The sequence below is a fragment of the Micromonospora sp. WMMD980 genome (genome assembly GCF_029626035.1).
Classification (GTDB): Bacteria; Actinomycetota; Actinomycetes; order Mycobacteriales; family Micromonosporaceae; genus Micromonospora.
This window is the reverse complement of record NZ_JARUBE010000003.1, coordinates 732482-758933: the sequence shown is the minus strand read 5'-3', so window position 1 is coordinate 758933 and position 26452 is coordinate 732482. Positions and strand designations below refer to the sequence as shown.

Annotated in this window: 23 protein-coding genes, 1 tRNA gene and 1 pseudogene; 10 read left to right on the top strand and 15 right to left on the bottom strand. The window is 71.7% G+C overall.

Annotated features, from left to right (window positions below; translation table 11 throughout):
• Positions 1-11: 11 nt before the first annotated feature.
• Positions 12-2123, bottom strand: a complete 2112-nt coding sequence (gene uvrB / locus O7618_RS04065; RefSeq protein WP_278104605.1) for an excinuclease ABC subunit UvrB — start codon at positions 2121-2123, stop codon at positions 12-14.
• Positions 2124-2424: 301 nt separating this feature from the next.
• Between uvrB and O7618_RS04060 the strand changes: the two genes are divergently transcribed.
• A complete protein-coding gene (locus O7618_RS04060; protein ID WP_278104604.1) occupies positions 2425-3984 on the top strand; it encodes a hypothetical protein in 1560 nt (519 codons plus the stop codon).
• A gap of 8 nt (positions 3985-3992) precedes the next feature.
• Here O7618_RS04060 and coaE read toward each other — a convergent pair whose 3' ends face one another.
• Both coaE and rpsA read right to left on the bottom strand, forming a co-directional pair.
• Positions 3993-5171 carry a dephospho-CoA kinase gene (coaE, locus tag O7618_RS04055; protein WP_278104603.1) on the bottom strand — a complete coding sequence of 393 codons (1179 nt, stop codon included), beginning with the start codon at positions 5169-5171 and terminating at the stop codon, positions 3993-3995.
• 162 nt (positions 5172-5333) lie between these two features.
• The gene (gene rpsA, locus O7618_RS04050; protein ID WP_181569427.1) at positions 5334-6872 is read right to left on the bottom strand and encodes a 30S ribosomal protein S1; all 1539 of its coding nucleotides are present in this window, start codon (positions 6870-6872) and stop codon (positions 5334-5336) included.
• Between the two features lie 320 nt (positions 6873-7192).
• Here rpsA and O7618_RS04045 point away from each other — a divergent pair, with 320 nt between their 5' ends.
• From O7618_RS04045 to O7618_RS04025, 5 genes and pseudogenes are all read left to right on the top strand, one after another.
• The gene (locus tag O7618_RS04045) at positions 7193-7996 is read left to right on the top strand and encodes a methyltransferase domain-containing protein (protein ID WP_278104602.1); all 804 of its coding nucleotides are present in this window, start codon (positions 7193-7195) and stop codon (positions 7994-7996) included.
• A gap of 56 nt (positions 7997-8052) precedes the next feature.
• Positions 8053-8655, top strand: coding sequence for a Uma2 family endonuclease (locus tag O7618_RS04040; RefSeq protein ID WP_278104601.1), 603 nt, complete (start codon positions 8053-8055; stop codon positions 8653-8655).
• Positions 8656-8701: 46 nt separating this feature from the next.
• On the top strand, positions 8702-8920 hold the full coding sequence (locus tag O7618_RS04035) for a DUF2945 domain-containing protein (RefSeq protein WP_278104600.1): 219 nt from the start codon (positions 8702-8704) through the stop codon (positions 8918-8920).
• Positions 8907-9251: pseudogene (locus tag O7618_RS04030) on the top strand (DUF3140 domain-containing protein); the annotation flags it as partial. The gene O7618_RS04035 and the pseudogene O7618_RS04030, both read left to right, overlap by 14 nt.
• Before the next feature lie 266 nt (positions 9252-9517).
• Positions 9518-9817, top strand: coding sequence for a CPBP family glutamic-type intramembrane protease (locus O7618_RS04025; protein WP_278104599.1), 300 nt, complete (start codon positions 9518-9520; stop codon positions 9815-9817).
• A gap of 131 nt (positions 9818-9948) precedes the next feature.
• On the opposite strand, the gene polA is transcribed toward O7618_RS04025, so the two are convergent.
• The 11 genes from polA to O7618_RS03970 form a co-directional block, all read right to left on the bottom strand.
• A complete protein-coding gene (polA, locus tag O7618_RS04020; protein ID WP_278104598.1) occupies positions 9949-12648 on the bottom strand; it encodes a DNA polymerase I in 2700 nt (899 codons plus the stop codon).
• A gap of 72 nt (positions 12649-12720) precedes the next feature.
• Positions 12721-13530, bottom strand: coding sequence for an amino acid ABC transporter ATP-binding protein (locus O7618_RS04015; protein WP_278104597.1), 810 nt, complete (start codon positions 13528-13530; stop codon positions 12721-12723).
• Positions 13527-14513, bottom strand: coding sequence for an amino acid ABC transporter permease (locus O7618_RS04010; protein WP_278104596.1), 987 nt, complete (start codon positions 14511-14513; stop codon positions 13527-13529). Before O7618_RS04010 ends, O7618_RS04015 begins: the two co-directional genes overlap by 4 nt.
• Before the next feature lie 4 nt (positions 14514-14517).
• Entirely contained in the window at positions 14518-15423 is a 906-nt protein-coding gene (locus O7618_RS04005) for an ABC transporter substrate-binding protein (protein WP_278104595.1), read from the bottom strand.
• A 30-nt stretch (positions 15424-15453) separates the two neighbouring features.
• Positions 15454-16164, bottom strand: a complete 711-nt coding sequence (locus O7618_RS04000; RefSeq protein WP_278104594.1) for an ABC transporter ATP-binding protein — start codon at positions 16162-16164, stop codon at positions 15454-15456.
• Positions 16154-16918, bottom strand: a complete 765-nt coding sequence (locus tag O7618_RS03995; protein WP_278109903.1) for an ABC transporter ATP-binding protein — start codon at positions 16916-16918, stop codon at positions 16154-16156. The genes O7618_RS04000 and O7618_RS03995 overlap by 11 nt, the downstream gene beginning before the upstream one ends.
• 73 nt (positions 16919-16991) lie before the next feature.
• The gene (locus O7618_RS03990) at positions 16992-18131 is read right to left on the bottom strand and encodes a branched-chain amino acid ABC transporter permease (protein WP_278104593.1); all 1140 of its coding nucleotides are present in this window, start codon (positions 18129-18131) and stop codon (positions 16992-16994) included.
• Positions 18128-19078: a branched-chain amino acid ABC transporter permease gene (locus O7618_RS03985; protein ID WP_278104591.1), complete on the bottom strand. Its 951-nt coding sequence runs from the start codon at positions 19076-19078 to the stop codon at positions 18128-18130. The genes O7618_RS03990 and O7618_RS03985 overlap by 4 nt, the downstream gene beginning before the upstream one ends.
• A gap of 106 nt (positions 19079-19184) precedes the next feature.
• A complete protein-coding gene (locus O7618_RS03980) occupies positions 19185-20345 on the bottom strand; it encodes a branched-chain amino acid ABC transporter substrate-binding protein (protein WP_278104589.1) in 1161 nt (386 codons plus the stop codon).
• Between the two features lie 258 nt (positions 20346-20603).
• Positions 20604-21788, bottom strand: a complete 1185-nt coding sequence (locus O7618_RS03975) for a hypothetical protein (RefSeq protein WP_278104588.1) — start codon at positions 21786-21788, stop codon at positions 20604-20606.
• A 42-nt stretch (positions 21789-21830) separates the two neighbouring features.
• Positions 21831-22454 carry a response regulator gene (locus O7618_RS03970; RefSeq protein WP_278104587.1) on the bottom strand — a complete coding sequence of 208 codons (624 nt, stop codon included), beginning with the start codon at positions 22452-22454 and terminating at the stop codon, positions 21831-21833.
• Positions 22455-22548: 94 nt separating this feature from the next.
• On the opposite strand from O7618_RS03970, the gene O7618_RS03965 reads away from it, so the two are divergent.
• Both O7618_RS03965 and O7618_RS03960 read left to right on the top strand, forming a co-directional pair.
• Positions 22549-22626, top strand: a tRNA-Leu gene (locus O7618_RS03965).
• Positions 22599-23408 (top strand): transcriptional regulator, encoded by an 810-nt coding sequence (locus O7618_RS03960; RefSeq protein ID WP_347405361.1) that lies wholly within the window; start codon positions 22599-22601, stop codon positions 23406-23408. Before O7618_RS03965 ends, O7618_RS03960 begins: the two co-directional genes overlap by 28 nt.
• Before the next feature lie 140 nt (positions 23409-23548).
• Here the strand turns inward: O7618_RS03960 and O7618_RS03955 are convergent, their stop codons facing one another.
• A complete protein-coding gene (locus tag O7618_RS03955; RefSeq protein ID WP_278104585.1) occupies positions 23549-24706 on the bottom strand; it encodes a PLP-dependent aspartate aminotransferase family protein in 1158 nt (385 codons plus the stop codon).
• Between the two features lie 102 nt (positions 24707-24808).
• Between O7618_RS03955 and O7618_RS03950 the strand changes: the two genes are divergently transcribed.
• Together O7618_RS03950 and O7618_RS03945 are read left to right on the top strand one after the other, a co-directional pair.
• The gene (locus O7618_RS03950; protein ID WP_278104584.1) at positions 24809-25288 is read left to right on the top strand and encodes an Lrp/AsnC family transcriptional regulator; all 480 of its coding nucleotides are present in this window, start codon (positions 24809-24811) and stop codon (positions 25286-25288) included.
• Positions 25289-25335: 47 nt separating this feature from the next.
• Positions 25336-26346, top strand: a complete 1011-nt coding sequence (locus O7618_RS03945; protein WP_278104582.1) for an LLM class flavin-dependent oxidoreductase — start codon at positions 25336-25338, stop codon at positions 26344-26346.
• Positions 26347-26452: the final 106 nt, after the last annotated feature.

Sequence of the window (26452 nt, the reverse complement as noted above, 5' to 3'; positions counted from 1 at the left end):
ACAGACACTCGTCAGCGCACCCCCGCCGCGTCCATCCCCCGCAACTCCTTCTTGAGGTCGGCGACCTCGTCGCGGATCCGCGCCGCCAGCTCGAACTGGAGTTCCCGCGCGGCGGCCAGCATCTGGTCGTTGAGCTCCTGGATGAGGTTGGCCAGGTCGGCCCGGGCCATGCCCTCGCGCGACGGCGTGGCCGCGCCGCCCCGGCCGCCCCGGCTGCGGGTTTCCTTGACCGGCGCCTTGCCCCGGGAGAGCTGCCGCGCGGCGCCGCCGACCGTGGTGTTCTCGGTGTCCTCCGCCTCGCGGTAGATGTCGTCGAGGATGTCGTGGATCTTCTTGCGCAGCGGCTCGGGGCTGATCCCGTGGGCCTCGTTGTGCGCGATCTGCTTGGCCCGGCGCCGGTTGGTCTCGTCGATCGCCGACGCCATCGACGGGGTGATCTTGTCGGCGTACATGTGGACCTGGCCGGAGACGTTGCGGGCCGCGCGACCGATGGTCTGGATCAGCGACCGCCCGCTGCGCAGGAAGCCCTCCTTGTCGGCGTCGAGGATCGCCACCAGGGAGACCTCGGGCAGGTCGAGGCCCTCCCGGAGCAGGTTGATGCCGACCAGCACGTCGTAGTCGCCCTTGCGCAACTCGCTCAGCAGCTCGACCCGGCGCAACGTGTCCACCTCGGAGTGCAGGTAACGCACCCGGATGCCGTTCTCCAGGAGATAGTCGGAGAGATCCTCGGCCATCTTCTTGGTCAGCGTGGTGACCAGCACCCGCTCGTCGCGCTCGGTGCGCAGCTTGATCTCGTGCATGAGGTCGTCGATCTGACCCTTGGTCGGCTTCACCACCACCTCGGGGTCGATCAGGCCGGTCGGCCGGATCACCTGCTCGACGAACTCACCCTGGGCCTGCTCCAGCTCCCACGGGCCGGGAGTGGCGGAGAGGAAGACCGACTGGCCCACCCGCTCCAGGTATTCGTCGAAGCGCAGGGGTCGGTTGTCGGCGGCGCTGGGCAACCGGAAGCCGTGGTCGATGAGCATCCGCTTGCGGGAGGCGTCGCCCTCGTACATGCCGCCGATCTGCGGGATGGTCACGTGCGACTCGTCGACCACGGTGAGGAAGTCGTCGGGGAAGTAGTCGAGCAGGCAGTGCGGCGGGCTGCCGGGCAGCCGGCCGTCCATGTGCATCGAGTAGTTCTCGATGCCGGAGCAGAAACCGACCTGGCGCATCATCTCGATGTCGTAGGTGGTGCGCATGCGCAGCCGCTGCGCCTCCAGCAGCTTGCCCTGCCGCTCCAACTCGGCCAGCCGCTCGGCCAGCTCGGCCTCGATGTCGCGGATGGCCCGCTCCATGCGTTCGGGGCCGGCCGCGTAGTGCGTGGCCGGGAAGATCACCAGGCTGTCCACCTCGCGGACCACGTCACCGGTCAACGGGTTGAGGTAGTAGAGCTTCTCGATCTCGTCGCCGAACAGCTCGATCCGGACCGCGAGTTCCTCGTAGGCCGGGATGATCTCCAGCGTGTCGCCGCGGACCCGGAAGGTGCCGCGCTGGAAGGCCATGTCGTTGCGGGTGTACTGGATGTCGACCAGGCGGCGCAGCAACTGGTCGCGGTCGAGCTCCTGCCCCACCTGGGCCCGCACCGCGCGGTCGAGGTATTCCTCCGGCGTGCCCAGGCCGTAGATCGCGGACACGGTGGCCACCACGATCACGTCGCGCCGGGTGAGCAGCGACATCGTCGCCGAGTGCCGGAGCCGCTCGACCTCCTCGTTGATCGAGGAGTCCTTCTCGATGTAGGTGTCGGTCTGCGGGATGTAGGCCTCGGGCTGGTAGTAGTCGTAGTAGGAGACGAAGTATTCGACCGCGTTGTGCGGCAGCAGCTCGCTGAACTCCTTGGCCAGCTGGGCGGCGAGGGTCTTGTTGGGCGCGAGCACCAGGGTGGGTCGCTGCAACCGCTCGACCAGCCACGCCGTGGTGGCGCTCTTGCCGGTGCCGGTCGCGCCGAGCAGCACCGTGTTGCGGTCGCCACGCCGCACGCGACGCTCAAGGTCGTCGATGGCTGCCGGCTGGTCGCCGGCCGGCTGGAACTCACTGACCACCTGGAAGCGGCCGTCGAGCCGGGGAATGTCGAGCGCCATGACGTCAACGGTACGCCCGCGGTCCGACACTTCCCCGGTGACCACGGACCGTCCCTGACCGGCTTCGATATTCCCATTGTGTGGCTCATCTCACCGGACTACCCTCGTACCGTAGGCCGCTCGCGGCGGCCGACCGGGCAGGTGGCCGCCCCCTCGTGGGGGCCCGGCCGCCCCCGGCGCCAGGGGCCGCAGCACCCGGGACGACCGGCGTGCGCGCCCACGGTGGTCGCGCTGACGCGCTCACCGGCCGCCGCGAGCGCCCCCTACGTCACCCGCGACCCCACCGTGGCGTTCTCCACTCGTGGAGACCTCTCCCGATCGCCGGCCGCGACGCGATCGCGCGCCGGGCGCCGGCGCACCCGACCCGGCGCCGGAGCCGGGTCGGCAGCGCGCCGCGGACCGCCCGCACCGGCTCACCGCGCGCGGCGGCGGCGACCAGCCGGTGCCACGCGAGCCGGGCCGGGGTCATCGGCGCAGCCGCACCAACGCACCGGCACGTCCCGCAACCGGCCGCCGCCGGCGCACCGATGTCGCCGCCCGCCCGCCCGCCGCCACCGCGCCGCCGGCCGACGACCCCGCGCTGGACGACGGGGACGACCCGCCGGAGCGCCCGACCCGGCGGCGGGCCACTCTCGCCGCGCTCGTGGTGGCCGCCGCCGCCTCGGCCACCGTCCTGGTCACCGGCCTGCTGGGCGGCTCGCCCCGACCGTCCGCCCCGACCGACGCGCCGCGTCCGCTGAGCGCGGCCGAGGCGGACCGGATGGCCGCGCTGAGGGTCACCAACCTGCGTGACGTACGGGCCGGCGTCCGGATCACCGTCGGCGCCGGCCCGAGCCGCACCGACCTGCTCGGCTGGGTCGACTGGGCCCGGCCGCTGGTCTACCTGGACGTCGGCGGTCCGGGCGCGGGCGCCGACCGCGGGCTCGTCCAGGCCACCGCGTCGGCGCTGCTGGTCCGCCCCGACGCGACCGCACTGCCCACGCCGGCGCGGCCGCCGCTGGTGCCGCCGGACGACGGGTGGCGGCTCCGCGAGCCCACCGCCGGTCGCGGCCTCACCGCCGTCCGCGACCTGCTGCTGAGCCTCGGCGCGGATCGGGTCGATCCGACCGCTCCGGACGGCCGCTGGCTGCGCCGGGAGAGCCTGGCGGGCGTCGAGGTGGACGTGCTCCGGGCCCCACTGGCCGCCGCGTCGGGAGACCCGCTGCCGAGGCTCTGGCTGGACCGCGACGCCCGGCTGCACCGGCTGGCCGGCCGGCTGCCCGACGGCACGGCGACCACTGTCGATCTGATCCGCGCGGACCGACCCACGCCACACCCGGTGGACGTGCTCGGGGGCCGTTCCGGCCAGCCCCGGGCACCGACGGACGACGAGGCCGACCGGCTGTCCCGGCTGCCCGCCCGGCTGCGGGCCGCGGGTGCCGCGACGGTGTCCGTGGCCGCCCCGCTCGGCCCCTCGGCCAACCTGGCCGGCGCCGGCACCCTGAACTGGGCGACGGACTCGGCCTCGCTCGCGCTGACCGACCAGGACACCGGCCGGCGCACCCGGCGAGAGGTCCGGACCGGCCCGGTGGCCCACCCGCAGGCCTCCCCCGACGACCCCGGGGCGGCGTCACCCGCGACGCGCGCCGACGGGTTGGACCGCCTGCTCGCCACGGCGCTGCGGGCCGGCGCCCACCCGCCGGGGGAACCGGCGGTCCGGGTTCGCGAGGACCGGACGGCCGGCCGCACGGTCGACGTCGTCGAGGTGCCGGGCGGCCTGCGCTGGTGGCTCGACCGGGGCGGGCTGCCGCGCCGGCTGGAGCTGCACACCGGGCCGGGGGTGTGGATCCGACTCGACCTCTTCGCCGGCCCGGACCGCTGACCTGCCGGTCAGGGCCGCCAGCCGGTCTGCGCGGCCCACTCCTCGGCCCGCAACTGCTCCTCGTCGAACCAGGGGTCGGTGAGCGTGCCCTGCTCGGCGCTCGCCGGGGCGGTGGCCACCAGGTCGCGCTTGACCTGGAGGTAGGCGGCCCGCCGGGCCGGGTCGGCGCGGAGGTGGTCGCGCATCAGCAGCGCGTGGCGCCAGCCGGCCGAGCCGGCCACCCGCAGGTGCAGGAGCACCGGCCGCCCCGGGTCGGCGCCGGCGTGCACCCGCTTCACCCAGTGCACCCGGTCCGGGCCGGGCGGCGCGTCCCACCACTCGCCGGGCAGCCGGGGGAAGCCGGCCTCGGCCAACCGATCGACGAGCGGGCCGTCCGCCTCCGCCAGCGACGGCACGCTGAGCTGGACGTCGATGACGTCCGGCGCGGTCAGGCCGGGCACGGCGGTGGAGCCGACGTGGTCGACCCGGGGGTCGCCGCCGACCGCGTGGCGGATCCGGGCGGCCAGTCGGGCGAACTGCGCCGGCCAGGTCGGGTCGGGCTCGGCGAGCGTCGTCCGGTCGGGCCGGACCGCGTGCCGCCCCCGGACGTTGCGCTCGTAGGGCAGCAGCCGATCCCGCCAGAGGTCGTCGACCGCCCGGTGCAGGTCGGGCCGCGTGCCGTCGTTGCTGAGCAGCACGTCCGCAACCGCCGCGCGGCGGGCGTCGTCGGCCTGCGCGGCGATCCGCCGTTCGGCCTCGGCCGGGTCCATGCCCCGGTCGCGCGTCAACCGCGCCAGCCGGGTGGGCACCGCCGTCTGCACCACGAGCACCAGGTGGTACGTCGGCGCGAGCCCCACCTCGACCAGCAGCGGCACGTCGTTGACCACCACCGCGTCGGCGGGCGCGGCGGCGACCAGCTCAGCCGCCCGCGCGCGTACCCGGGGGTGGGTGATCGCCTCCAGCCGGCGACGCGCCGCCTCGTCTCCGAAGACCAGGGCGCCCAGCGCGGCCCGGTCCAGCGTGCCGTCGGCGCCGAGGACCCGGTCGGGGAACGCGGCGACCACCTCGGCCAGCCCCTCGGTGCCCGGGGCGACGACCTCGCGGGCGATCCGGTCGGAGTCGACGACCACCGCGCCGAGCGTCGCGAGGCGGCTCGCGACCGCGCTCTTGCCGGACCCGATCCCACCCGTCAGCCCCACCTTCAGCATCCGGACAGTCAACCCGATCACCGTGCCGGCGCCAAACCGGGCTCGCCGGCCCGGGAACGACCGCGGGCCCCGCCCCCGACGCTCCGCTGGTGCGGAACGCGGGGACGGGGCCCGTCGTCAGAGCTGGTTCGTCGCTACGGACGGACCGGCGTCAGCGACCGGTCACTTGCCGCCGGCGAGCTTCTCGCGCAGCGCGGCGAGCGCCTCGTCGGTGGCCAGCGTGCCGGCCGGCTCCTCGGCCTGACGGCTCGGGGCCGACGAGGTCGAGGAGGAGGTGGAGGTCGACGCGCTGGTGGCCGGGGCCGGGTTGGCGGCGGCCTCGGCGTCGGCGGCGCGGGAGGTCTGCACCTGCTTGGTGTGGGCCTCCCACCGCTGACGCGCCTCGGCGTACTGGTTCTCCCAGGTCTCCCGCTGCTTGTCGTAGCCCTCGAGCCACTCGCCCGTCTCCGGGTCGAAGCCCTCCGGGTAGATGTAGTTGCCCTCGTTGTCGTACGTGGCAGCCATGCCGTAGAGGGTCGGGTCGAAGTGCTCCTCGCCCTCGACGAAGCCCTCGTTGGCCTGCTTGAGCGACAGCGAGATCCGGCGACGCTCCAGGTCGATGTCGATGACCTTGACCATGACCTCGGAGCCGACCTGCACGACCTGCTCCGGGATCTCCACGTGGCGCTCGGCCAGCTCGGAGATGTGGACCAGGCCCTCGATGCCGTCGTCCACCCGGACGAACGCGCCGAACGGCACCAGCTTGGTGACCTTACCCGGCACGATCTGCTGGATCGCGTGGGTGCGGGCGAACTGACGCCACGGGTCCTCCTGGGTCGCCTTCAGCGACAGCGAGACCCGCTCGCGGTCCAGGTCGACGTCCAGGACCTCGACCTCGACCTCCTGGCCCACCTCGACGACCTCGGACGGGTGGTCGATGTGCTTCCAGGACAGCTCGGAGACGTGCACCAGGCCGTCCACGCCGCCCAGGTCGACGAACGCGCCGAAGTTGACGATCGACGAGACAACGCCCTTGCGGACCTGGCCCTTCTGCAGCTTGTTGAGGAACTCGGTGCGCACCTCGGACTGCGTCTGCTCCAGCCAGGCACGGCGGGACAGGACCACGTTGTTGCGGTTCTTGTCCAGCTCGATGATCTTGGCTTCGAGCTCGCGGCCGACGTACGGCTGCAGGTCACGCACCCGTCGCATCTCGACCAGCGACGCGGGCAGGAAGCCGCGCAGGCCGATGTCGAGGATGAGACCACCCTTGACGACCTCGATGACCGAGCCGCGGACGACGCCGTCCTCGTCCTTGATCTTCTCGATCGTGCCCCAGGCCCGCTCGTACTGCGCCCGCTTCTTGGAGAGGATCAGCCGACCCTCCTTGTCCTCCTTCTGGAGGACGAGGGCCTCGATGTGGTCGCCGACCGAAACCACCTCGGCCGGGTCCACGTCGTGCTTGATCGACAGCTCCCGAGAGGGGATCACGCCCTCGGTCTTGTAGCCGATGTCGAGCAGGACCTCGTCCCGATCGACCTTGACGACGGTGCCTTCGACAATGTCGCCGTCGTTGAAGTACTTGATGGTCTCGTCGATAGCGGCGAGGAAAGCTTCCTCAGAGCCGAGATCGTCGTGCGTGACCTTGTTGGCGCTCGAGGTGGCCTCGATGCTGCTCGTCATGTGGGCGGTTGCTCCGGTCGGATGGGTTGTCACAGCGGGCATGGGTGTCGCGGTGACTCTTCCGCGCCAACGGATCCGCCGCCGGGCACACCGAACGATCGACGCGAGAAGATCATTAGTGGCTCCGGTGACCGCGCACCTGCTCCCTGCCGAGGCACACGATCCGCGAGCGCATCGTCTAGCCTACCCGCTGCATTACCACAGCGTGCAAGCCCTCCCGGGTCCGTGCGAGCGCATCGGCTGCGAAAGCGGAGATTTCGCGCGGTAAGGGGCCACTGCTGTCTCGTCCGTCACATCCGTCCCACCGGCAACACGCCGGACCCGATCGCACCGTCCGCACGTGCCGGCCATAGCGTGAACGGGTGGACGACGACAGGGTGACCCGCCGGCGGGTCGGCGCCGCCGAGATCCGCCGCGCCAACCGCGGCTGGTGGGACACCGACGCCGACGCCTACCAGGCCGAGCACGGCACGTTCCTCGGCGAGGTCGACTTCGTCTGGTGCCCCGAGGGTCTGCGCGAGGCCGACGCCCGCCTGCTCGGCGACGTCACCGGCCGGCGGATCCTCGAACTCGGCGCCGGCGCGGCCGCCGCCGCCCGCTGGCTCGCCGCCGAGGGCGCCCACCCGGTCGCCCTGGACCTGTCCGCCGGCATGTTGCGGCACGCCGCCGACGCCGCCGACCGGACCGGGGTACGCGTGCCGCTGGTCCAGGCCGACGCGCTGGCGCTGCCGTTCGCCGACGCCGCCTTCGACACCGTCTGCACCGCGTTCGGCGCGATCCCGTTCGTGGACGACTCGGCGGCGGCGATGCGCGAGGTGGCCCGGGTGCTACGCCCCGGCGGCCGGTGGGTCTTCTCGGTCACCCACCCGATGCGCTGGATCTTCCTCGACGACCCCGGGGAGGGCGGGCTGACCGCCGTGCACTCGTACTTCGACCGCTCCCCCTACGTCGAGCAGGACACCCACGGTGTGGCCACCTACGTGGAGCAGCACCGCACGCTCGGCGACCGGATCCGGGAACTGGTCGGCGCCGGCTTCCGCCTGCTCGACCTGGTGGAGCCGGAGTGGCCGGCCGGGCACGAGGGGATCTGGGGCCAGTGGAGCCCGCTGCGCGGCCGGCTCTTCCCCGGCACCGCCATCTTCGTGACGGAGAAGCCGGCCGGCTGAGCGCGTCGCACGCCCGGTGCGACCTTCGTGCCGTCGGCCGGCGGTACGCTCGCCGCATGAGCGCCGAGCCCGTCCCGACATCACCTGGCCCCTGGTGTCCGGACCCGATGCGGCAGCAGCGTGCGGACTACACGCTGGACGACCTGCTCACCCTGCCGGACGACGCCCCCCGCGTCGAACTCGTCGACGGAGTCATCCAGGTGACACCCTCCCCCACCCTGGGCCACCAGACCATCGCCAGTCTGCTGTGGCTCTGGCTTCGATCCCACGCACCGACGCATCTCCAGCCGTCCCTGGCGGTCGGCGTTGGGCTCAGCCCGAACACCAGCCGGCAGCCGGACGTGCTGCTCCACCACGCCGGCCTGCCGAACGACCGGTCCCGGCTGCGACCGGCGGACGTGGTGCTGGCCGTCGAGATCGTCTCCCCCGGCACCCGACGGGTCGACCGGTTCGCCAAGCCGGGTGAGTACGCCGCTGCCGGCATCCCGTTCTACTGGCGGATCGAGCAGGACCCGGTACACCTCTACGCCTACCGCCTCGGTGACCGGATCGGCCCCGGCGGCGAGCGCCAGTACGAACTGGCGGCCGACGGCAGCGAGGTGGTCGAGCTGACCGAGCCGTTCACCCTCAAGCTGCCGATCGCCGAGATCCGACCCTGACCTCCGGTCGCCGTTACTCGGCCGCGACGCCGGGTAACCGTGCGGCATGGCCGAGAAGGAGTTCCGCGCCGGCGACCACGTCTCCTGGGCCAGCCACAGCGGCCGGGCGCACGGCGTGGTCAAGGAGAAGCTGACCGAGCGCACCCACGTGCGCGGGCATCCGGTGAACGCCTCGCCCGAGCAGCCGCAGTACCGGATCACCAACGACGACTCCGGGCGTGACGTCGCCCACCGACCGGAGGTGCTGCGCGATGAACCGCAGTGAGGACCCGCAGCAGACCTACCGCGAGTTCACCGACGCGGTGAACATGAAGCCGGCCGAGTTGACCCGCTGGCTGGAGACCGACGAGTCCAAGCACGTCGGCTGGCACAAGCCGGGCACCCCCGGCGGCGAGTCGGTCGGGCACGACTCCGGCCGGAAGATCGTGGACCTGCTCCGCCGCAAGCGCGACCAGCTCACCGCCGCCGACTACAAGCACATGCGCAAGGTGATCGGGTACGTGCACCGGCACCTCGCCCAGCGCCCGTCGGGCGACGTCCGGGACACGAAGTGGCGCTGGTCGCTGATGAACTGGGGCCACGACCCGCTCAAGGGCTGAGTCTCGCCGGAGACGGCCCGGTCGCGCCGCGTTGGTACCGTGCCGGCGATGACGACCGCCGTATCCACCGCCCGCCGTCATCCCCGCGCCGGACCCCCGGTGGCCGGACCCGGTCGCGCCGTGGCGGGAGGCGGTGCCACTGCTGCTCGCCGGCTCGCGTTCGCCGCGCTCATGCCGCTGCTCGGTGGCGAGCCGGCGTACAGCGCGCTCAAGCTGGTGCTGCTGCTCGGCGTATCGGCCGGGGTGTTCCTGGCCGCCCGCCGGTGGCCGCCGCGGTGCCGTGCCGGGCCGGCCCCGACGGGCGCCGCCCACCGCTGGGTCCGGCGCTGCCGGTGGCGGTGTGGCTGGTGCTCAGCTACGCCACCCCGCTGGCGGTGCCGGGCAGTGGCTGGGGGCGGGCGCTCACAGCCGGCCGGCCCGGGCTCGATTTGGCCATGCTGGCCGTCAACCAGGGCGTGATCGGGCTCTTCCTCGGCTATCTGTGGTCCCGGTACCGCCGGATGTGGCCGCCGCTGGTGGTGCACGGTGCGCTCAACGCGCTGCCCGGCCTGCTCGGCCTGTAGTCGGCCGACCGCGGAAGGTGCCCCAGAAAGGGGTATGCCTCTGAGTCATAATCATGACTCAGAGGCATACCGCTCGAAAGTGCTTCCTTTTCCCGGAGGGCGACACGCCGACGCGGGTCGGGGTGGGGTGGTCAGTGGTCGGCGCTGTTCCAGTCGCGGCCCTCGCCCACCGACACCTCCATCGGCACCGACAGCGGGTGCGCCGCTCCCATCTCCCGGCGCACCAACGCCTCCAGCGCCTCCCGCTCCCCCGGGGCGACCTCGAAGACCAGCTCGTCGTGCACCTGGAGCAGCATCCGGGACCGCAGCCCCGCGTCACGCAGCGCGGCGTCGACACGCAACATGGCGACCTTGATGAGGTCGGCCGCCGAGCCCTGGATCGGGGCGTTGAGCGCCATCCGCTCGGCCATCTCCCGGCGCTGCCGGTTGTCGCTGACCAGGTCGGGCAGGTAGCGCCGGCGGCCCAGGATGGTCGAGGTGTAGCCGTCCTGGCGGGCCCGGGCCACCACCTCGTGGAGGTAGTCGCGGACCCCGCCGAAACCGGCGAAGTAGTTCTCCATCAGCCCGCGCGCCTCCTCGGCGGTGATGCCGAGCTGCTGGGACAGGCCGAACGCGCTCAGCCCGTAGGCCAGGCCGTAGTTCATCGCCTTGATCTTGCGGCGCTGGTCGGCCGTCACCTGGCCGACCTCGACGGCGAAGACCGAGGAGGCGGTCGCGGCGTGGAAGTCGTGCCCGGAGTTGAACGCCTCGACCAACGCCTCGTCGGCGGAGAGGTGCGCCATGATGCGCATCTCGATCTGGCTGTAGTCGGCGGTGAGCAGGCACTCGTAGCCCTCGCCGACGACGAACGCGCGCCGGATCCGGCGCCCCTCCTCGGTGCGGATCGGGATGTTCTGCAGATTGGGCTCGGTGGACGAGAGCCGGCCGGTGGCGGCCACCGTCTGGTTGAACGTGGTGTGGATCCGGCCGTCGTCGGAGACCGACTTGAGCAGGCCGTCGACTGTCGACTTGAGCTTGGCCACGTCGCGGTGGCGCAGTAGGTGGTGCAGCAGCGGGTGCTCGGTCTGCGCGTAGAGCCACTGGAGGGCGTCGGCGTCGGTGGTGTAGCCGGTCTTGATCCGCTTGGTCTTGGGCAGCCCCAGCTCGGTGAAGAGGATCTCCTGCAACTGCTTGGGCGAGCCCAGGTTGAACTCCCGGCCGACCACCTCGTAGGCGGCCTGCGCGGCGGCCTTCACCTCGGCGGCGAAGTGCGCCTCCAGCTCGGAGAGGTAGTCGGTGTCGGCGGCGATGCCGGTGCGCTCCATGGCGGCGAGCACCCGCATCAACGGCAGCTCCACCTCGGCCATCAGCCGAGCGGACTGCTCGCCGTCGCGGGACAGCTCGGCGTCGATCGCGTCGGCCAGGTCGAGCGTGGCCCGGGCCTGGAGCATCAGGTTCTGCTCGGCGGCGCCCTCGTCGCCGAACCCGTCCAGGGTGAGCTGGCCGGTCTCCGGGGCGTCGACGCGCAGCTCCCGGTGCAGGTAACGCAGGGCCAGGTCGGTGAGGTCGTAGGAGCGCTGGTCGGGGCGGGCCAGGTAGGCGGCGATCTGCGTGTCGCGGGCGATGCCCTGCAGGTCCCAGCCGTGCGCGGCGAACGCCAGCACCGCCGGCTTGCTGTCGTGCAGCACCTTGGGACGCACGGCGTCGGCCAGCCAGCCGGCCAGGGCGGCCTCGTCGTCGGCCTCCAGCCGGGCCGGGTCGAACCAGGCGGCCGCGCCGCCGGCGGTGGCCAGCGCCATCCCGGTGACGGTCGCGGTGTGCCGGCGGTTGGGGCCGGTGTCGAGCGTGGCGGCCAGGCCGACCGGCGCGCCCGCCGGGGCGTGCGTGTCCAGCCAGCCGGCCAGCGCGCCCGGCTCGGTCAGCACCTCGCCGGCCAGCTCGAAGCCCGCCTCGGCCTCCGGCTCGACGGCCTCCAGGTACTGGTAGAGCCGGTCGCGCAGGATGCGGAACTGGAGCGTGTCGAAGACCTGGTGCACGGCCTCCCGGTCCCAGCCCTGCCAGCGGGCGTCCTCCGGGCGCAGCGGCAGCTCCAGGTCGGTGACCAGGCAGTTGATCTCGTAGTTGCGGATCACATCGGCCAGCCGCTCGCGCAGGCTGTCGCCGGCCTTGCCCTTGATCTCGTCGGCGCGGGCCACCACGCCCTCGACCCCGTCGTAGAGATTGATCCACTTGGCCGCGGTCTTCGGGCCCACCCCCGGAACGCCGGGCAGGTTGTCGCTCGTCTCGCCGACCAGAGCGGCCAGGTCGCGGTAGCGGTCGGGGGTGACGCCGTACTTCGCCTCGACCGCGGCCGGGTCCATCCGGGCCAGGTCGGAGACGCCCTTGCGCGGGTAGAGCACGGTGACCTGGTCGCCGACGAGCTGGAACGCGTCCCGGTCACCGGAGGTGATCAACACGTCCATGCCCTGGTCGCGGGCCTGGCAGGCGAGCGTGGCGATGACGTCGTCGGCCTCGTAGCCCTCCTTCTCCACCACCGGCACCCGCAGCGCCGCGAGGACCTCCTTGACCAGGCTCACCTGGCCCTTGAAGTCGGTAGGGGTCTCGCTGCGACCGGCCTTGTACTCGGAGTATTTCTCGGTGCGGAAGGAGCGTCGGGAGACGTCGAACGCGACCACGATGTGCGTCGGCTGCTCGTCGCGCAGCACGTTGATCAGCATCGAGGTGAAGCCGTAGACGGCGTTGGTCGGCTGCCCCGTGGTGGTGGAGAAGTTTTCCACCGGCAGGGCGAAGAACGCCCGGTATGCCAGGGAGTGTCCGTCGACGAGGAGCAGGCGCGGCGTCGTAGCTGTCACGGCAGCGACTCTAGTCCGTACGCCCGACATCCCCAGCCTCCGGTGCGGCGCGTGCCGCACCGGAGACCAAGGTCAGAGCACCTTGGCCAGGAACGCCTGGGTGCGCTCGTGCTTCGGCGCGGCGATCACCTCGCGCGGGTCGCCCTGCTCGACGACCACCCCGCCGTCCATGAAGACCAGGTGGTCACCGACCTCCCGGGCGAAGCCGATCTCGTGGGTCACCACGATCATCGTCATGCCGTCGCGGGCCAGGTCCTTCATCGTGTCCAGCACCTCGCCCACCAGCTCCGGGTCGAGCGCGCTGGTCGGCTCGTCGAAGAGCATCAGCTTCGGCTGCATGGCCAGCGCCCGGGCGATCGCCACCCGCTGCTGCTGGCCGCCGGAGAGCTGACCCGGGTACGCGCCGAGCTTGTCCCCCAGCCCCACCCGCTCCAGCAGCTCCGCGGCCCGCTCCCGGGCCTGCGCCTTCTTCGACTGGCGCAGCAGCACCGGCGCCTCGGTGACATTGCCCAGCACGGTCATGTGCGGGAAGAGGTTGAACCGCTGGAACACCATGCCGATCGCCCGGCGCTGCGCGGCCACCTCCTTGTCCCGCATCTCGTGCAGCTTCCCACCGCGCTCCCGGTAGCCGATCAGGTCGCCGTCCACCCAGATCCGGCCGGCGTCGATCTTCTCCAGGTGGTTGATGCAGCGCAGGAACGTCGACTTGCCGGAGCCCGACGGCCCGAGCAGGCAGCACACCTCGCCGGAGCGGACCTCCAGGTCGATGCCCTTGAGCACCTCCAGCGGCCCGAACGACTTGTGCACCTGCTCGGCCCGCACCATCAGACCCGACTCGGCGTTCGGCGCGGCGGCCTGCGTGGGAACAATCAGCTCGGTCATGCCATCCCCGCCCCTCCGCCGCCGCCCCCACCGGTCTCCGCGGCCAGCGTCCGCAACCGGTCCCGGGCGCGTTGCGCGGTCCCGTAACCCTTGCCGAAGTGGCGTTCCAGGAAATACTGCCCGACCAGCAGGATGCTGGTCAGGAACAGGTACCAGAGGCAGGCCGCGACGTACATCGGGAAGATCTGGAACGTCCGCTTGCCGACGGCGTCGAGCTGGAAGAACAGCTCCACGCTCACCGGCACGTAGAGCAGCAACGACGTGTCCTTGAGCATGGCGATGGTCTCGTTTCCGGTCGGCGGAATGATCACCCGCATGGCCTGCGGCAGCACCACCCGGCGCAGCAACTGGCCCCGGCTCAGCCCGAGCGCCTGGGCCGCCTCGGTCTGTCCCTCGTCCACCGACTGGATGCCGGCCCGGACGATCTCCGCCATGTACGCGGCCTCGGAGAGCGCGAGCCCGAGCAGGCCGGCCATGAAGCCGGTCAGGATGTCCCGGGACGAGAACCCGAACAACCGCAGTTGCAGATTGTCGATGCCGAACAACTGGCCGAGCTGGGTGTCGAACGGCACGCCGAACTCGACCCGGCTCCACAGGATGCCGATGTTGCCGAAGACCGCCAGCAGCACCAGCCGCGGCACCGCGCGGAAGAACCAGGTGTAGAGCCAGGCCACGCCGCGCAGGATCGGGTTGTCGGAGAGCCGCATCACGGCGATCACCACGCCGAGCGTGACGCCGATCAGCATCGCGCTGACCGTCATCACCACGGTGCCGCGCAGCAGCCCCTCGATGATCGGCGGCCGGAACATCTTGTCGACCATGAAGGACCAGTTGAAGGCCTCGTTGGTCACCAACAGGTGGACGAACATCGCGGTCAGCACGGCGAGCACCGCCACCGCGACCCATCGTCCCGGGTGCCGCACGGGCACGGCCTTGATCGGTTCCGGCCGTGCCCGCGCGGTTGTCGCTTCCTCGGTGGTCATGTCGTCACGGGTTGATCGCGGGATCCGTGATCGCGCCGTCCCCCACCTTCCACTTGTCCAGCACCTGCTGGTAGGAGCCGTCGGTGACCAGCGCCTTGGTGGCGTCGCGCACCGCCTCGGCGAACTGCGCCTGCTCCTTGGCCACCACGTAGCCGTACGGGGCCGCCTCGTACTGCTTGTCCAGCAGCTCCAGCGCGTCGTTCGACTGGGTCACCGCGTACACCCCGACCGGGTAGTCGGCGAGCATCGCGTCGTCCTTGCCGGAGACGACCGCGGCGGTGGCGGCGTCCTGGCCCGGGAACTGGTCGATGCTGATGGCCGGCTTGCCGGCGTCGGTGCAGGCCTTCGAGCGCTTCTGGATGTCCTCGACCTGGACCGTGTCCTTCTGCACCGCGATCTTCTTGCCACAGGCGTTGTCCAGCGAGACGCCGGCCGGGTTGCCCTTCTTGGTCACCCACTGGGTGCCGACCTGGAAGTAGCTGACCATGTTGACCTGGCCCTTGCGCTCGTCGTTGATCGTGAACGACGAGACGCCCGCCTCGTACTTGCCCGAGTTGACGCCGGTGATGATGTCGCCGAACGGCGCCGAGACGAACTCCGCCTTCAGGCCGAGCTTGGCCGCCACGGCGGTGAACAGCTCCACGTCGAAGCCGATGACGGTCTTTCCGTCGGAGTCGAGGAACTCCGCCGGGGCGTACGTCGAGTCGGTGCCGACGACGATCTTGCCGTCCGACTTGATCGCGTCCGGGACCTTCGCGGCCAGCGCGGCGTCGACCGACGACGAGACGCTGGGGCCGCCGCCGGGCTGCTCGGTGCCCTCCTCCTCGCCGCAGGCGGCGAGGGAGAGCAGGAGGACTGCCGCGCCGGCGACGCCGAGCGCCGCCCGCCGGCCGGGGGTGGGGTGGACCATGGGGTACTCCTTTTGCGAGGGGGGCGTCGGTCAGGCCACGCCGAGGTAGGCCTCTTTGACCGAGGGGTCGTGCAGCAGCTCCGCGCCGGTGCCGCTCTTGACGATCCGGCCGGTCTCCAGCACGTACGCCCGGTGCGCGCGGGCCAGGGCCTGCTGGGCGTTCTGCTCCACCAGCAGGACGGTGGTGCCCTGCTGGTTGATCTCCGTGATGATGGTGAAGATCTGCTGGATCAGCATCGGCGCGAGACCCATCGACGGCTCGTCGAGCAGCAGCAGCTTCGGCCGGCTCATCAGCGCCCGGCCGACCGCGAGCATCTGCTGCTCACCGCCGGAGAGGGTGCCACCGGGCTGCTTGCGCCGCTCGGCCAGCCGGGGGAACAGGTCCAGCACCCGCGCCAGGTCCTGCGCGATGCCGGCCCTGTCCCGCCGGGTGTACGCGCCCATGTCGAGGTTCTCCAGAACCGACATGCCGGGGAAGATGCCCCGGCCCTCGGGCGCCTGGCACAGCCCGCGCCGGACCCGCAGGTCGGCCCGGAGCTTGGAGATGTCCTCACCGGCGAACCTGATGCTGCCGGTGGCGATCGGCCGGATGCCGGAGATCGCCCGCATGGTGGTGGACTTGCCGGCGCCGTTCGCGCCGATCAGCGCCACGATCTCGCCCTCGTCCACGGTCAGGCTGATGCCGTGCAGCGCCTGGATCCGCCCGTAGAGCAGGCTCACGTCCTCGATCTCAAGCAGCATCGTCCGGCACCCCCAGGTACGCCGCGACCACCTTCGGGTTGTCCCGCACCTCGGCGGGCAGCCCTTCGGCGATCTTCTTTCCGAACTCCAGGACCACGATCCGGTCGGTCACGCCCATCACCAGGCGCATGTCGTGCTCGATCAGCAGCACTGTCACACCCTGGTCCCGGATCTGCCGGATGAGCTGGAGCAGCTCCTCCTTCTCCGCCGGGTTGAAGCCGGCGGCCGGCTCGTCCAGGCAGAGCAGCACCGGGTCGGTGGCGAGCGCCCGGGCGATCTCCAGGCGCCGCTGCTCGCCGTAGGACAGGTTGCGGGCGAACTCGTGCATCCGGGGAAGGATGCCGACGAACTCCAGCAGGCGCTCGGCCTTCTCCCGACCCTCGCGCTCCTCCTTCCAGTGCCGCGGCAGGCGCAGCAACGCGGAGAGCACGCTGGTCTTGTGGTGCGCGTCCGCGCCGACCTGGACGTTCTCCAGCGCGGTCATCTCCGGGAAGAGCCGGATGTTCTGGAAGGTGCGGGCCATGCCCATCCGGGTGATCTGGTGGCGCTTCCTGCCGCTGATCTTCTCGCCCCGGAACCGGATCTGCCCCTCGGTGGGCTGGTAGATGCCGGTCATCGCGTTGAAGCAGGTGGTCTTGCCGGCGCCGTTGGGCCCGATCAGCCCGAGGATCTCGCCCTTGTAGAGGGTGAAGTCCACGTCGTTGAGGGCCACCACGCCGCCGAAGCGCAGCGTGACGTGGTCGACCTCCAGCAGCGGCTCGCGCTCGCGTACCGTCTCGACGGCGGGCGCCGCCGCCTGGGCCGGAACGGCCGGGGTCTGTTCGGTGTCACTCACCGACGATCACCTCCTTGCGACGGTCCTTGAACTCCGCCGCTCGTCGCCGGTTCGGGATCAGGCCCTGCGGCCGGAAGATCATCATGATCACGAGCACCAGGCCGAAGAAGAGGAACCGGTACTCGTACAGCTCGATGCCGAACAGCTCGATGCCGCGGAACCGCTCGATCATGTACGCCACCAGGCCGCCGCCGACGATCGCGCCGACGATGTTGCCGGAGCCGCCGAAGATGACCGCGGCCAGGATGATGATCGAGTTGAGCAGCTCGAAGTTCTGCGAGTTGACGAAGTTCTGCTTGCCGGCGAACAACGCGCCGGCCAGGCCGGCGATCGCCGCGCCGGAGGCGAACGCCCACAGCTTGAACTTGAACGTGGGCACGCCCATCAGCTGGGCCGCGTCCTCGTCCTCCCGGATCGAGATCCAGGCCCGGCCGACCCGGCTGTGGGTCAGGTTCCGCACCCCGATCACCACCAGGATGATCAGCGTGAGCACCAGCCAGTAGTAGGGGCGGGCGTCGAGCACACCGAAGAACGGCCGCCCGTCGGCGTACTTGCCGGGCGGGTGCGGGATCTCGCTGAAGCCCCGTTGCCCCTTGAGGAACGTCGAGCTGACCGCCGCGATCCGGATCATCTCGGCGAAGCCGAGCGTCACCAGCGCCAGGTAGTCGCCGCGCAGGCGCAGCGTCGGCGTGCCCAGCATGACGCCGGAGACCATGGTCAGCGCGATCGCGATCGGCACCACCAGCAGCCACGGCCACAGCGTCTTGATGTTGCTGCTCGGCGAGGTGAGCACCGCGACGGTGTAGGCGCCGACCGCGAAGAAGCCGAAGTAGCCGAGGTCGAGCAGGCCGGCGAAACCGACCACGATGTTCAGCCCGACCGCCAGCAGCACGTAGATCGAGACGGTGAAGAGCACCTGGGTGAAGTTCGCCCCGGGCGTCGGGATCGGCCCGAGGTACTGGTAGAACTCCTTGTTCGGCAGCGCGTAGAAGAACACGATGACCGCGGCCAGCAGCACCCAGCGCACCCAGCGCGGCGCGTGGTGCCAGCGGTCCGCGACCGCCGCCCGGCCGTTGCGCAGCTTGTCCACCGCGCTCTCCCGCCGCTCCGGCGGGTCGATGGTGGTCGTCATGCGCGTGCCCTCCCCAGTGATTCGCCCAGCAGGCCGGTCGGGCGGAACATCAGCAGCACGACGAGCACCGCGAACGCGGCGAAGTCCTTCCACTGACTGCCGAACAGGCCCGAGGCGTAGTTCTCCACGACGCCCAGCAGCAGGCCGCCGACCAGCGCGCCCCGCAGGTTGCCGATGCCGCCGAGCACCGCCGCGGTGAACGCCTTGAGGCCCAGCAGGAAGCCGACGCTGTAGGTGAGCGTCTGGATCCGGACGTCGTAGAGCAGGCCCGCGACGCCGGCCATGGTGCCGCCGGCGATGAAGACCATCAGGATGATCCGGTCCTTGTTGACGCCCATCAGGGCCGCCGTGTTGGCGTCCTGGGCCACCGCCCGGATGCCGCGGCCGGTGCGGCTGCGGTTGATGAACTGGTCCAGCGCGAACATCATCACCAGCGCGGCGCCGACGGTGAGCAACTGGATGCTGTCGATCGGCACCCCGGCGACGTGGAACAGCGGCTTGGAGCTGACCAGCGACGGCGCGCCCTCCGGCAGGCGCCGGGTGTAGACGCCGAACGCCTCGGAGATCGCGATCGAGGCGCCGATGGCGGTGATCAGGAACGCCAGCGGCGGCGCGTTGCGCTTGCGCAGCGGACGGTACGCCACCCGCTCGATCACGGTCGCCGTGCCGGCCGAGGCGATGGCCGCCACGATCATCGCCACCAGCAGATAGAACAGGATCGAGCCGACACCGCTGACCTGGGAGTTCTGGTCGAGACCGAAACCGTTCCAGGTCCAGATCGCGGCGAACGCGCCCGCGATGAACACCTCGGAGTGGGCGAAGTTGATGAGCCTGAGCACGCCGTAGACAAGCGTGTAGCCGAGCGCGACGAGGGCGTAGATCGCACCCTGTGTCAGGCCGGTCGTGGTGAGTTCCCCGAAGTTGGAGAACAGTCCGTCGAAGTTCAAGGGAGGGACGCTCCGTCGCTGAAGAGAAAAAGGGGGTGCGGCCGGGAGCCAGCTCCCGGCCGCACCCGCGATTCACAACTCAATCGCCAGTCGCAGCGATCGACGATCAGGACTTGGGGATCTCCTGGTCCGGGACGACCTTGCCGCCCTGCACCTTGAACGCCCAGACCTTGACCTGCGCCGGGTCCAGCTCGCCGCCCTCGACGAACTTGTAGCTGGCGGCCACGCCCTCGCCGCTGTAGCCCTTGACGAACTCGAGCAGGTCGGCGCGGGAGGTCTTGCCGGCCTTGATGCCCGCCAGCAGGATGTTCGCCGCGTCGTACGCGGTGTCGCTGTAGGTGCCCGGGTCGGCGCCGTTCAGGGCCTTGTAGTCGGCGGCGAAGGAGCCACGGGCCTCGGTGGACGGCTGGCAGGGGCAGGTGAGGATGGTGCCCTCGGCGGCCGCCGCGCCGGCGGAGGTGATGTAGGCGCCGTCGTTCACGCCGTCACCGGCGACCAGCGGGGCGGTGACGCCGGCAGCGGTGAGCTGCTTGCGGATCAGGCCGGCCTCCTGGTAGTAGCCACCGTAGAAGACCGCATTGACGTTGGCGGCCTTGACCTTGGTGACGACGGCGGAGAACTCGGTCTGCTTGCCCTCGCCCTGGACCTTGTCGCTGCCCACGACCGAGCCGCCGAGCACCTTCTTGACCTCGTCGGCCAGACCGGCGCCGTACGCCGACTGGTCGTCGATGACGTAGACCCGGTCGGCCTTGATGACGTTCTTGATGTAGACGCCGGCGGCGGGGCCCTGGCTCAGGTCGTTGCCGACCGCCCGGAAGAAGGTCTTCCAACCCTTCGTGGCGAGGGTCGGGTTGGTCGCGGAGGGGGTGATGGTGACCAGACCGGCCTCGTTGAACAGCGGACCGGCGGCCTCCGACTCACCCGAGTAGGCCGGACCCACCACACCGAGGATCTTGGTGTCGTCGATCGCCTTCTGGGCCAGGCCGGGCGCCTGGTCCGGGCTGCCCTGCGAGTCGAGCTCGGCGAGCTCGACTTTGCAGTCCGGGTTCTCCTTGTTGTACTTGTCGACCGCCAGCTTGGCGCCGTTCTTCTCGTTGATGCCCAGCGCGGCCGAGCTACCGGTCAGCGCGCCGAAGAAAGCGATCTTGCTCCCGCAGGCGCTCCCCCCGGAACCCTCATCGTCGCTGCCGCTGGAACAAGCGGTACCACCGGCGACGAGCGCCAGCATGGCGACCCCGCCGATCACGCGTGCGAGCTTCTGCCTCAAGGCCCGAACCCTCCTCCGTCCATGGTCCGAACCACCCGCTGCTGATTGGCCCTTGCGGGGGCGGACGAACCAGACCGTCGTCGCCGGTCTGGGCCGGGACGTTATCCCACCGGCCAGCGGTGACGTAAGACCCGGAAAGCGGGGTTGACCGAACCGTTACACGCCGTGGCGGATTCCCGACGCTTCCCGTAAGAACCGAAGGCGCCGAAGGGCTTTCACCGAGGTTTCATCGGTAACGGGTCAATGGAGCACCACCCCCTACTCATCGACACCCGGCAACGCCGCCCACCAGGCATGGGAGGTCTTTCCGTCATCCCCGACCATCAGCATCCCGGTGGCATCGGCGGCCACCGCCAGCGCCGCGTCGCCGCGGGCCGGCACCGGAGCCGGCACGATCACCGGCCGCCACGACACGCCGCCGTCACCCGATATCCACAGTCGGCGATCCGCGCCGTCCCCGGTCACCGCGACCAACCGCCCGCCGGCCGCCACCAGACCCGTCACCGACGACACCCCCGGCCCGGCCGCGCCGAACCCGCCGACCCGCCGCCACCCGTCCGAACCACCGGCCGGGGACCGCCACACCGCGAAGCCGTCGCGGACCGGACCCACCGTCGTCGCCGCGCCGTCGCGCAGCACCACCCGCTCCGCCGCCCCACCCCCGTCGGCCGGCAGCGCCGCCCGCCGCCACGACCGGCCGTCCGCCGACGACCAGGCCAGCGGCGTCAACGCCGTGCCACCCACCGGCAGCAACGACCCCACCACCAGCCAGCCCGGACCCACCGCCACCGCGTCGTAGGCCGCCGTCCGGCCCCGGCCGTCGCCGGCCAGCTCCGGCATCCCCTCGCGCACCACGAAGCCGCCGGCATCCGGCGACGTCCACACCGCCGCGCCGTCCGTGCGCGCTCCGGCGATCAACCAGCCGCCCGGCCCGGCCGCCAGCCGCGACGCGCTCACCGCGCGCGGCCCGCCGAACAGCTCGAACGCCGCCGGCACCTCCCGCACCGGCCCGCCCGCACGCCACACCCAGGATCCGGTACGCGGATTGCCGTGCACGCCACCGGTCTTCGCCCCGAGCGCCGCCATCCCGTCGTCGCGACACGCGACCGCGTAGAGCACGTGCTGCCGGCCGTAGAACGTCTGCGCCCGCACCGGCAGCGCCGTCCAGGTCGTGCCGTCCACGCTGGACCAGGCCGCCGGCCGGGTCTCCCCCGCCGGGTCGACCAGCCCGCCGACGGCGTACCAGCGCCCGGCGCAGTGCGCCGCGTCACGCAGCAGCGGACGACCCGCGGGGCCCGGCGGCAGGGGCAGCACGACGGGCCGCCAGGCCGGGCGTACCGGCGCCGGCGCGGCCGGCTCCTCCGGCGCGGACCGGCAGGCGGCGAGCAGCACCGCGACACCGGCCACCACGGCGACCACCGACCTCAGGCGCGGAAGAGGCATGGATCCGATCCTATCGATCGGTCGCTCGCCCGCCGGGCGGCGTCAGGACGCGGGCTGCTCCGCCACCTCGCCGCCGGCGGTCTCGGCGAGGATCCGCTCGGCGACCTCCTTCATGGTCATCCGGTGGTCCATCGCGGTGCGCTGGATCCACTTGAATGCCTGCGGCTCGGTCATGCCATAGGTGGTCATCAGCGCGCCCTTGGCCCGCTCGACGGTCTTGCGGATCTCCAGCCGGTCGGTCAGGCCGGCCACCTCGGCCTCCAGCGCGGAGATCTCCGAGTAGCGGGACAGCGCGATCTCCACCGCCGGCACCAGGTCGCTCTTCTGGAACGGCTTCACCAGGTAGGCCATCGCGCCGGCCGCCCGGGCCCGCTCCACCAGGTCGCGCTGGCTGAACGCGGTCAGGATGATCACGGGGGCGATGCGCGCGCCGGCGATCCGCTCGGCGGCGGCCAGCCCGTCCATGATCGGCATCTTGATGTCGAGGATGACCAGATCCGGCTTGAGCTCCTCGGCGAGCCGGACGGCGGTCTCGCCGTCGCCGGCCTCGCCGACCACCTCGTAGCCCTCCTCGACCAGCATCTCGGCCAGGTCCAGCCGGATCAGCGCCTCGTCCTCGGCGATCAGAACGCGCTTGCGCTCGGCATCCGTCTGCATCTCGCCCACGAGCCACTCCCACCAGTTCGAACCCGGCACCCGCCGTGCCGGGTGTCGCCGCCTTCAGCCTAGCGGGTAGGCTGTCGAGGCCGAATCACGGAACGCCCTCGTAGCCCAACTGGCAGCAGGCAATGGATTCAAACTCCATACAGTGTGGGTTCGAATCCCACCGAGGGCACCAAAAATGTCATACAGGCGTTCGACCATAGGCCTGTGCATCCTCCCGAAATTCGCGCTCGGGCGCGACGTCTCTACCTCGGCGGAGCGACCGTCGCCGAGGTGGCGCGGACCGTGGGGCTCTCCTATCCGACGGTTCGCCACTGGTGCAAGGATCGACCGGAGCCCAAGCAGCAGGGCACCGCGCTGCGGTGTTTCCGCTGCCGCGAGGATGCCCGCGGTCCGACAGATCCGGCGGCCTACGCCTATCTCCTCGGCCTCTACCTCGGCGACGGCCACCTCGTCACCCAGGCCCGGGTCCCGGTGCTCCGCATCTCCTGCAGCGACTGCTGGCCCGGTCTGATCGAGGCGTGCGACGACGCCATGCGGGCGGTGCTGGCCGAGAAGGTGCAGCGGGTCCAGCAGCAGGGCTGCGTCAATGTGCAGAGCTACGGGAAGCACTGGCCGTGCCTGTTTCCCCAGCACGGGCCGGGTAAGAAACATGAGCGCCCGATCGTCCTGGCCGACTGGCAGCGCACCATCGTCGCGGCGCACCCGGGCCACTTCCTGCGGGGCCTGTTCCACTCCGACGGCTGCCGCTTCGCCAACCGGGTCGTGGTCCGCGGGAAGGAGTACGTCTATCCCCGCTACATGTTCTCCAACCGCTCCACCGACATCATGGCGCTGTGCCAGTGGGCGCTCGACCTGCTCGGCATCGCCTGGCGGATGAACCTGCCGTGGTCGCTGTCGGTGGCCCGCCGGGAGGCGGTCGCCGCACTGGATCAACATGTCGGCCCGAAGTCCTGACCGGACCGTCGGGCCGCGGCACGACGGCGACCGGTCGGCGCGGCCGCTGCCAACGCCCGGCGCGCCTTAGATCGACGGGAGCGTCCGTGCCGCACCGCCCGCGTCAGATCGCCGCGAGCGTCCGCGCCGCACCGCCCGCGTCAGATCGACGCGAGCGCGCGCGCCAGATCCGCGCGCAGGTCCTCCGGGTCCTCCAGGCCGACCGAGACCCGCAGCAGCGCGCCGCCCGGCTTGGCGTCGCCCTCGACCGGCCGGTGCGTCAGCGAGGCCGGGTGCTGGATCAGCGTGTCGACCCCACCGAGCGAGACGGCATGGGTGATCAGTTCGCAGGCGCCGGCGACAGTGGCCGCGGCGGCCGCGCCGCCGCGTACCTCGAAGGCGAGCAGGCTGCCGCCGCCGGACATCTGGCGACCGACCAGGCCGGCCGGGTCGTGCCGGGACGGGTGGTGGACCCGCTCGACGGCCGGGTGGCCGGCGAGCCAGGCGGCGAGCTTCTCCGCGCCGGCCTGCTGGGCGCGGACCCGCAGCGGCAGGGTCTGCAGGCCGCGGTGCAGCAGGTAGGCGCCGAGCGGGTGCAGGACGGCGCCGGTGACGGCGCGCACCTGGCGCAGCCGGGCGGCCCAGTCGGGGGCGCAGGCGACGACGCCGGCGAGGACGTCGCCGTGGCCGCCGATGCTCTTGGTGGCGCTGTGCAGCACGAGCGCGGCGCCGTGCCGGGCGGGCTGCTGGAGCACGGGGGTGGCGACGGTGTTGTCGACCAGCAGCGGGACGTCGCCGGCGGCGGTGGCGAGCGCGGCGATGTCGACCAGGTCGAGGGTGGGGTTGGCCGGGGTCTCGACGACGACCACTGCGGTGTCGGGGCGGATCGCGGTGGCGACCTCCTCCGCGCGGGCCCAGGTGACCTCGGTGCCGAGCAGGCCGCTGGCCAGGACGTGGTCGGTGCCGCCGTAGAGCGGACGGACGGCGACGACGTGGCGCTTGCCGTCGCGGGTGGCGGCGAGCAGGGTGGCGGTGAGCGCGGCCATGCCGCTGGCGAACGCGACCGACTCGGCGGTGCCTTCGAGCTGGGCGAGGGCGGTCTCGAAGCGGGCCACGGTGGGGTTCCAGAGCCGCTGGTAGACGGCGCTGGCGCCGGCCGGGAGCGGGTTGCCGGTGGCGAGCGTCTCGTAGGCGTCGCCGCCGTCGGTCACCGAGGGCAGCGGGTTGGTGGTGGAGAGGTCGATGGGCGGGACGTGCACGCCGAGGCCGGCGAGGTCGTCACGCCCGGCGTGCACGGCTGCGGTGTCCACGGCGGTCATGCCCGGAAGCGTCGAACATGACGGCAGTACGAGGCAATAGTGGCGAAGAAGATTCTGAGAATCTCGCTTCCTTCCGACGCTTCTTCGATAGAAGATGGCGGCATGCCTCTCGCACCGAACGATGTGCGGCCGTTCTCCGGCCTCGACGACGTCGACCGCGCGATCCTCACCGAGCTGACCGCCGACGGGCGGCTGCCCAACAACGCGCTGGCGGAGCGGGTGGGCGTGGCGCCGTCGACGTGCCTGACGCGCACCCGGGCGCTGCGCGAGTGCGGGGCGATCCGCGGGTTCCACGCGGACGTCGACCCGGCGGCGGTGGGGCTGCCGTTGCAGGCGCTGGTGTCGGTGCGGTTGACGGCGCACGAGCGGGCCGCGGTGGACGCCTTCCGGGCCCGGTCGGTGCGGCTGCCGGGGGTGGTGTCGGTGTTCCACGTGGCCGGCGCGGAGGACTACGTGCTGCACGTGCGGGCCGCGTCCGGGGACGCGCTGCGCGACTTCGTGCTCGACCACCTGGCGGTGGATCCGGCGGTGCGGCACACCGAGACCAGCCTGATCTTCGAGCAGGCCCGGGGCATGGGCTGAGCCACCCGAGGGGAACAATTCCGGCACGTCCCCGGTTGCACCCTGGCGTGATCGACGTACCCATGTCTGTTCTTGACCTTGCCCCGGTGGCCGCGACCGGCAGTGCCGGCGAGGCGCTGCGGCACACCACCGAGCTGGCCCGGCGCACCGAGGAGCTGGGCTACCGCCGGTTCTGGGTGGCCGAGCACCACAACATGCCGGCGATCGCCAGTTCGGCGCCGGCGGTGCTGCTCGCCCACCTGGCCGCGAACACGTCCACGATCCGGTTGGGCTCGGGCGGGGTGATGCTGCCCAACCACGCGCCGCTGGTGGTGGCCGAGCAGTTCGGCACCCTGGAGGCGCTGCACCCGGGGCGGATCGACCTGGGCATCGGCCGGGCGCCCGGCACCGACCAGGTGACCGCGTTGGCGTTGCGCCGCACCATGGAGGGCCTGTCCGCGGAGCACTTCCCGCGCGAGCTGGCCGACCTGATGAACTACTTGAGCGGCGCCGAGCCGGGCCCGATCACCGCGACGCCGGGGCGCGGGCAGTCGCCGCAGGTGTGGCTGCTCGGGTCGAGCGGGTTCAGCGCCCAGCTCGCCGGCCTGCTCGGGTTGCCGTTCTCGTTCGCGCACCATTTCAGCTCGCAGAACACGATCCCGGCGTTGCAGCTCTACCGGCAGCACTTCCGGCCGTCGCAGTGGCTGGACCGGCCGTACGCGATGGTGGCGGTCAACGCGGTGTGCGCGGAGACCGACGAGCGGGCGCAGTGGCTGGCCGGGCCGGCCGGGTTGTCGTTCCTGAAGTTGCGGTCGGGGCGGCCGGAGCCGCTGGTCACGCCGGAGGAGGCGGCGGCCTATCCGTATTCCGAGCAGGAGCGGGAGTTCGTGGCGCAGCGTCGCGACGGTCAGGCGACGGGTTCGCCGGAGACGGTGGCCCGACAGCTCGGGACGCTGCTGGAGCGCACCGGCGCGGACGAGTTGATGCTGACCTCGATGGTCTACGACGTGGCCGACCGGGTCCGCTCGTTCGAGCTGATCGCCGAGAAGGTGGCCGGTGGGCTGCGCCGGGAAGGCTGAAACACGCTCTTCATAGCCGCGTCACCGCAGCGTCGCGCGGGACGCATAACTTTGTCCCCGGTGGTGGTACGGCATTCCCGGTCGGGACGGGTCGGGAATGCTGCGG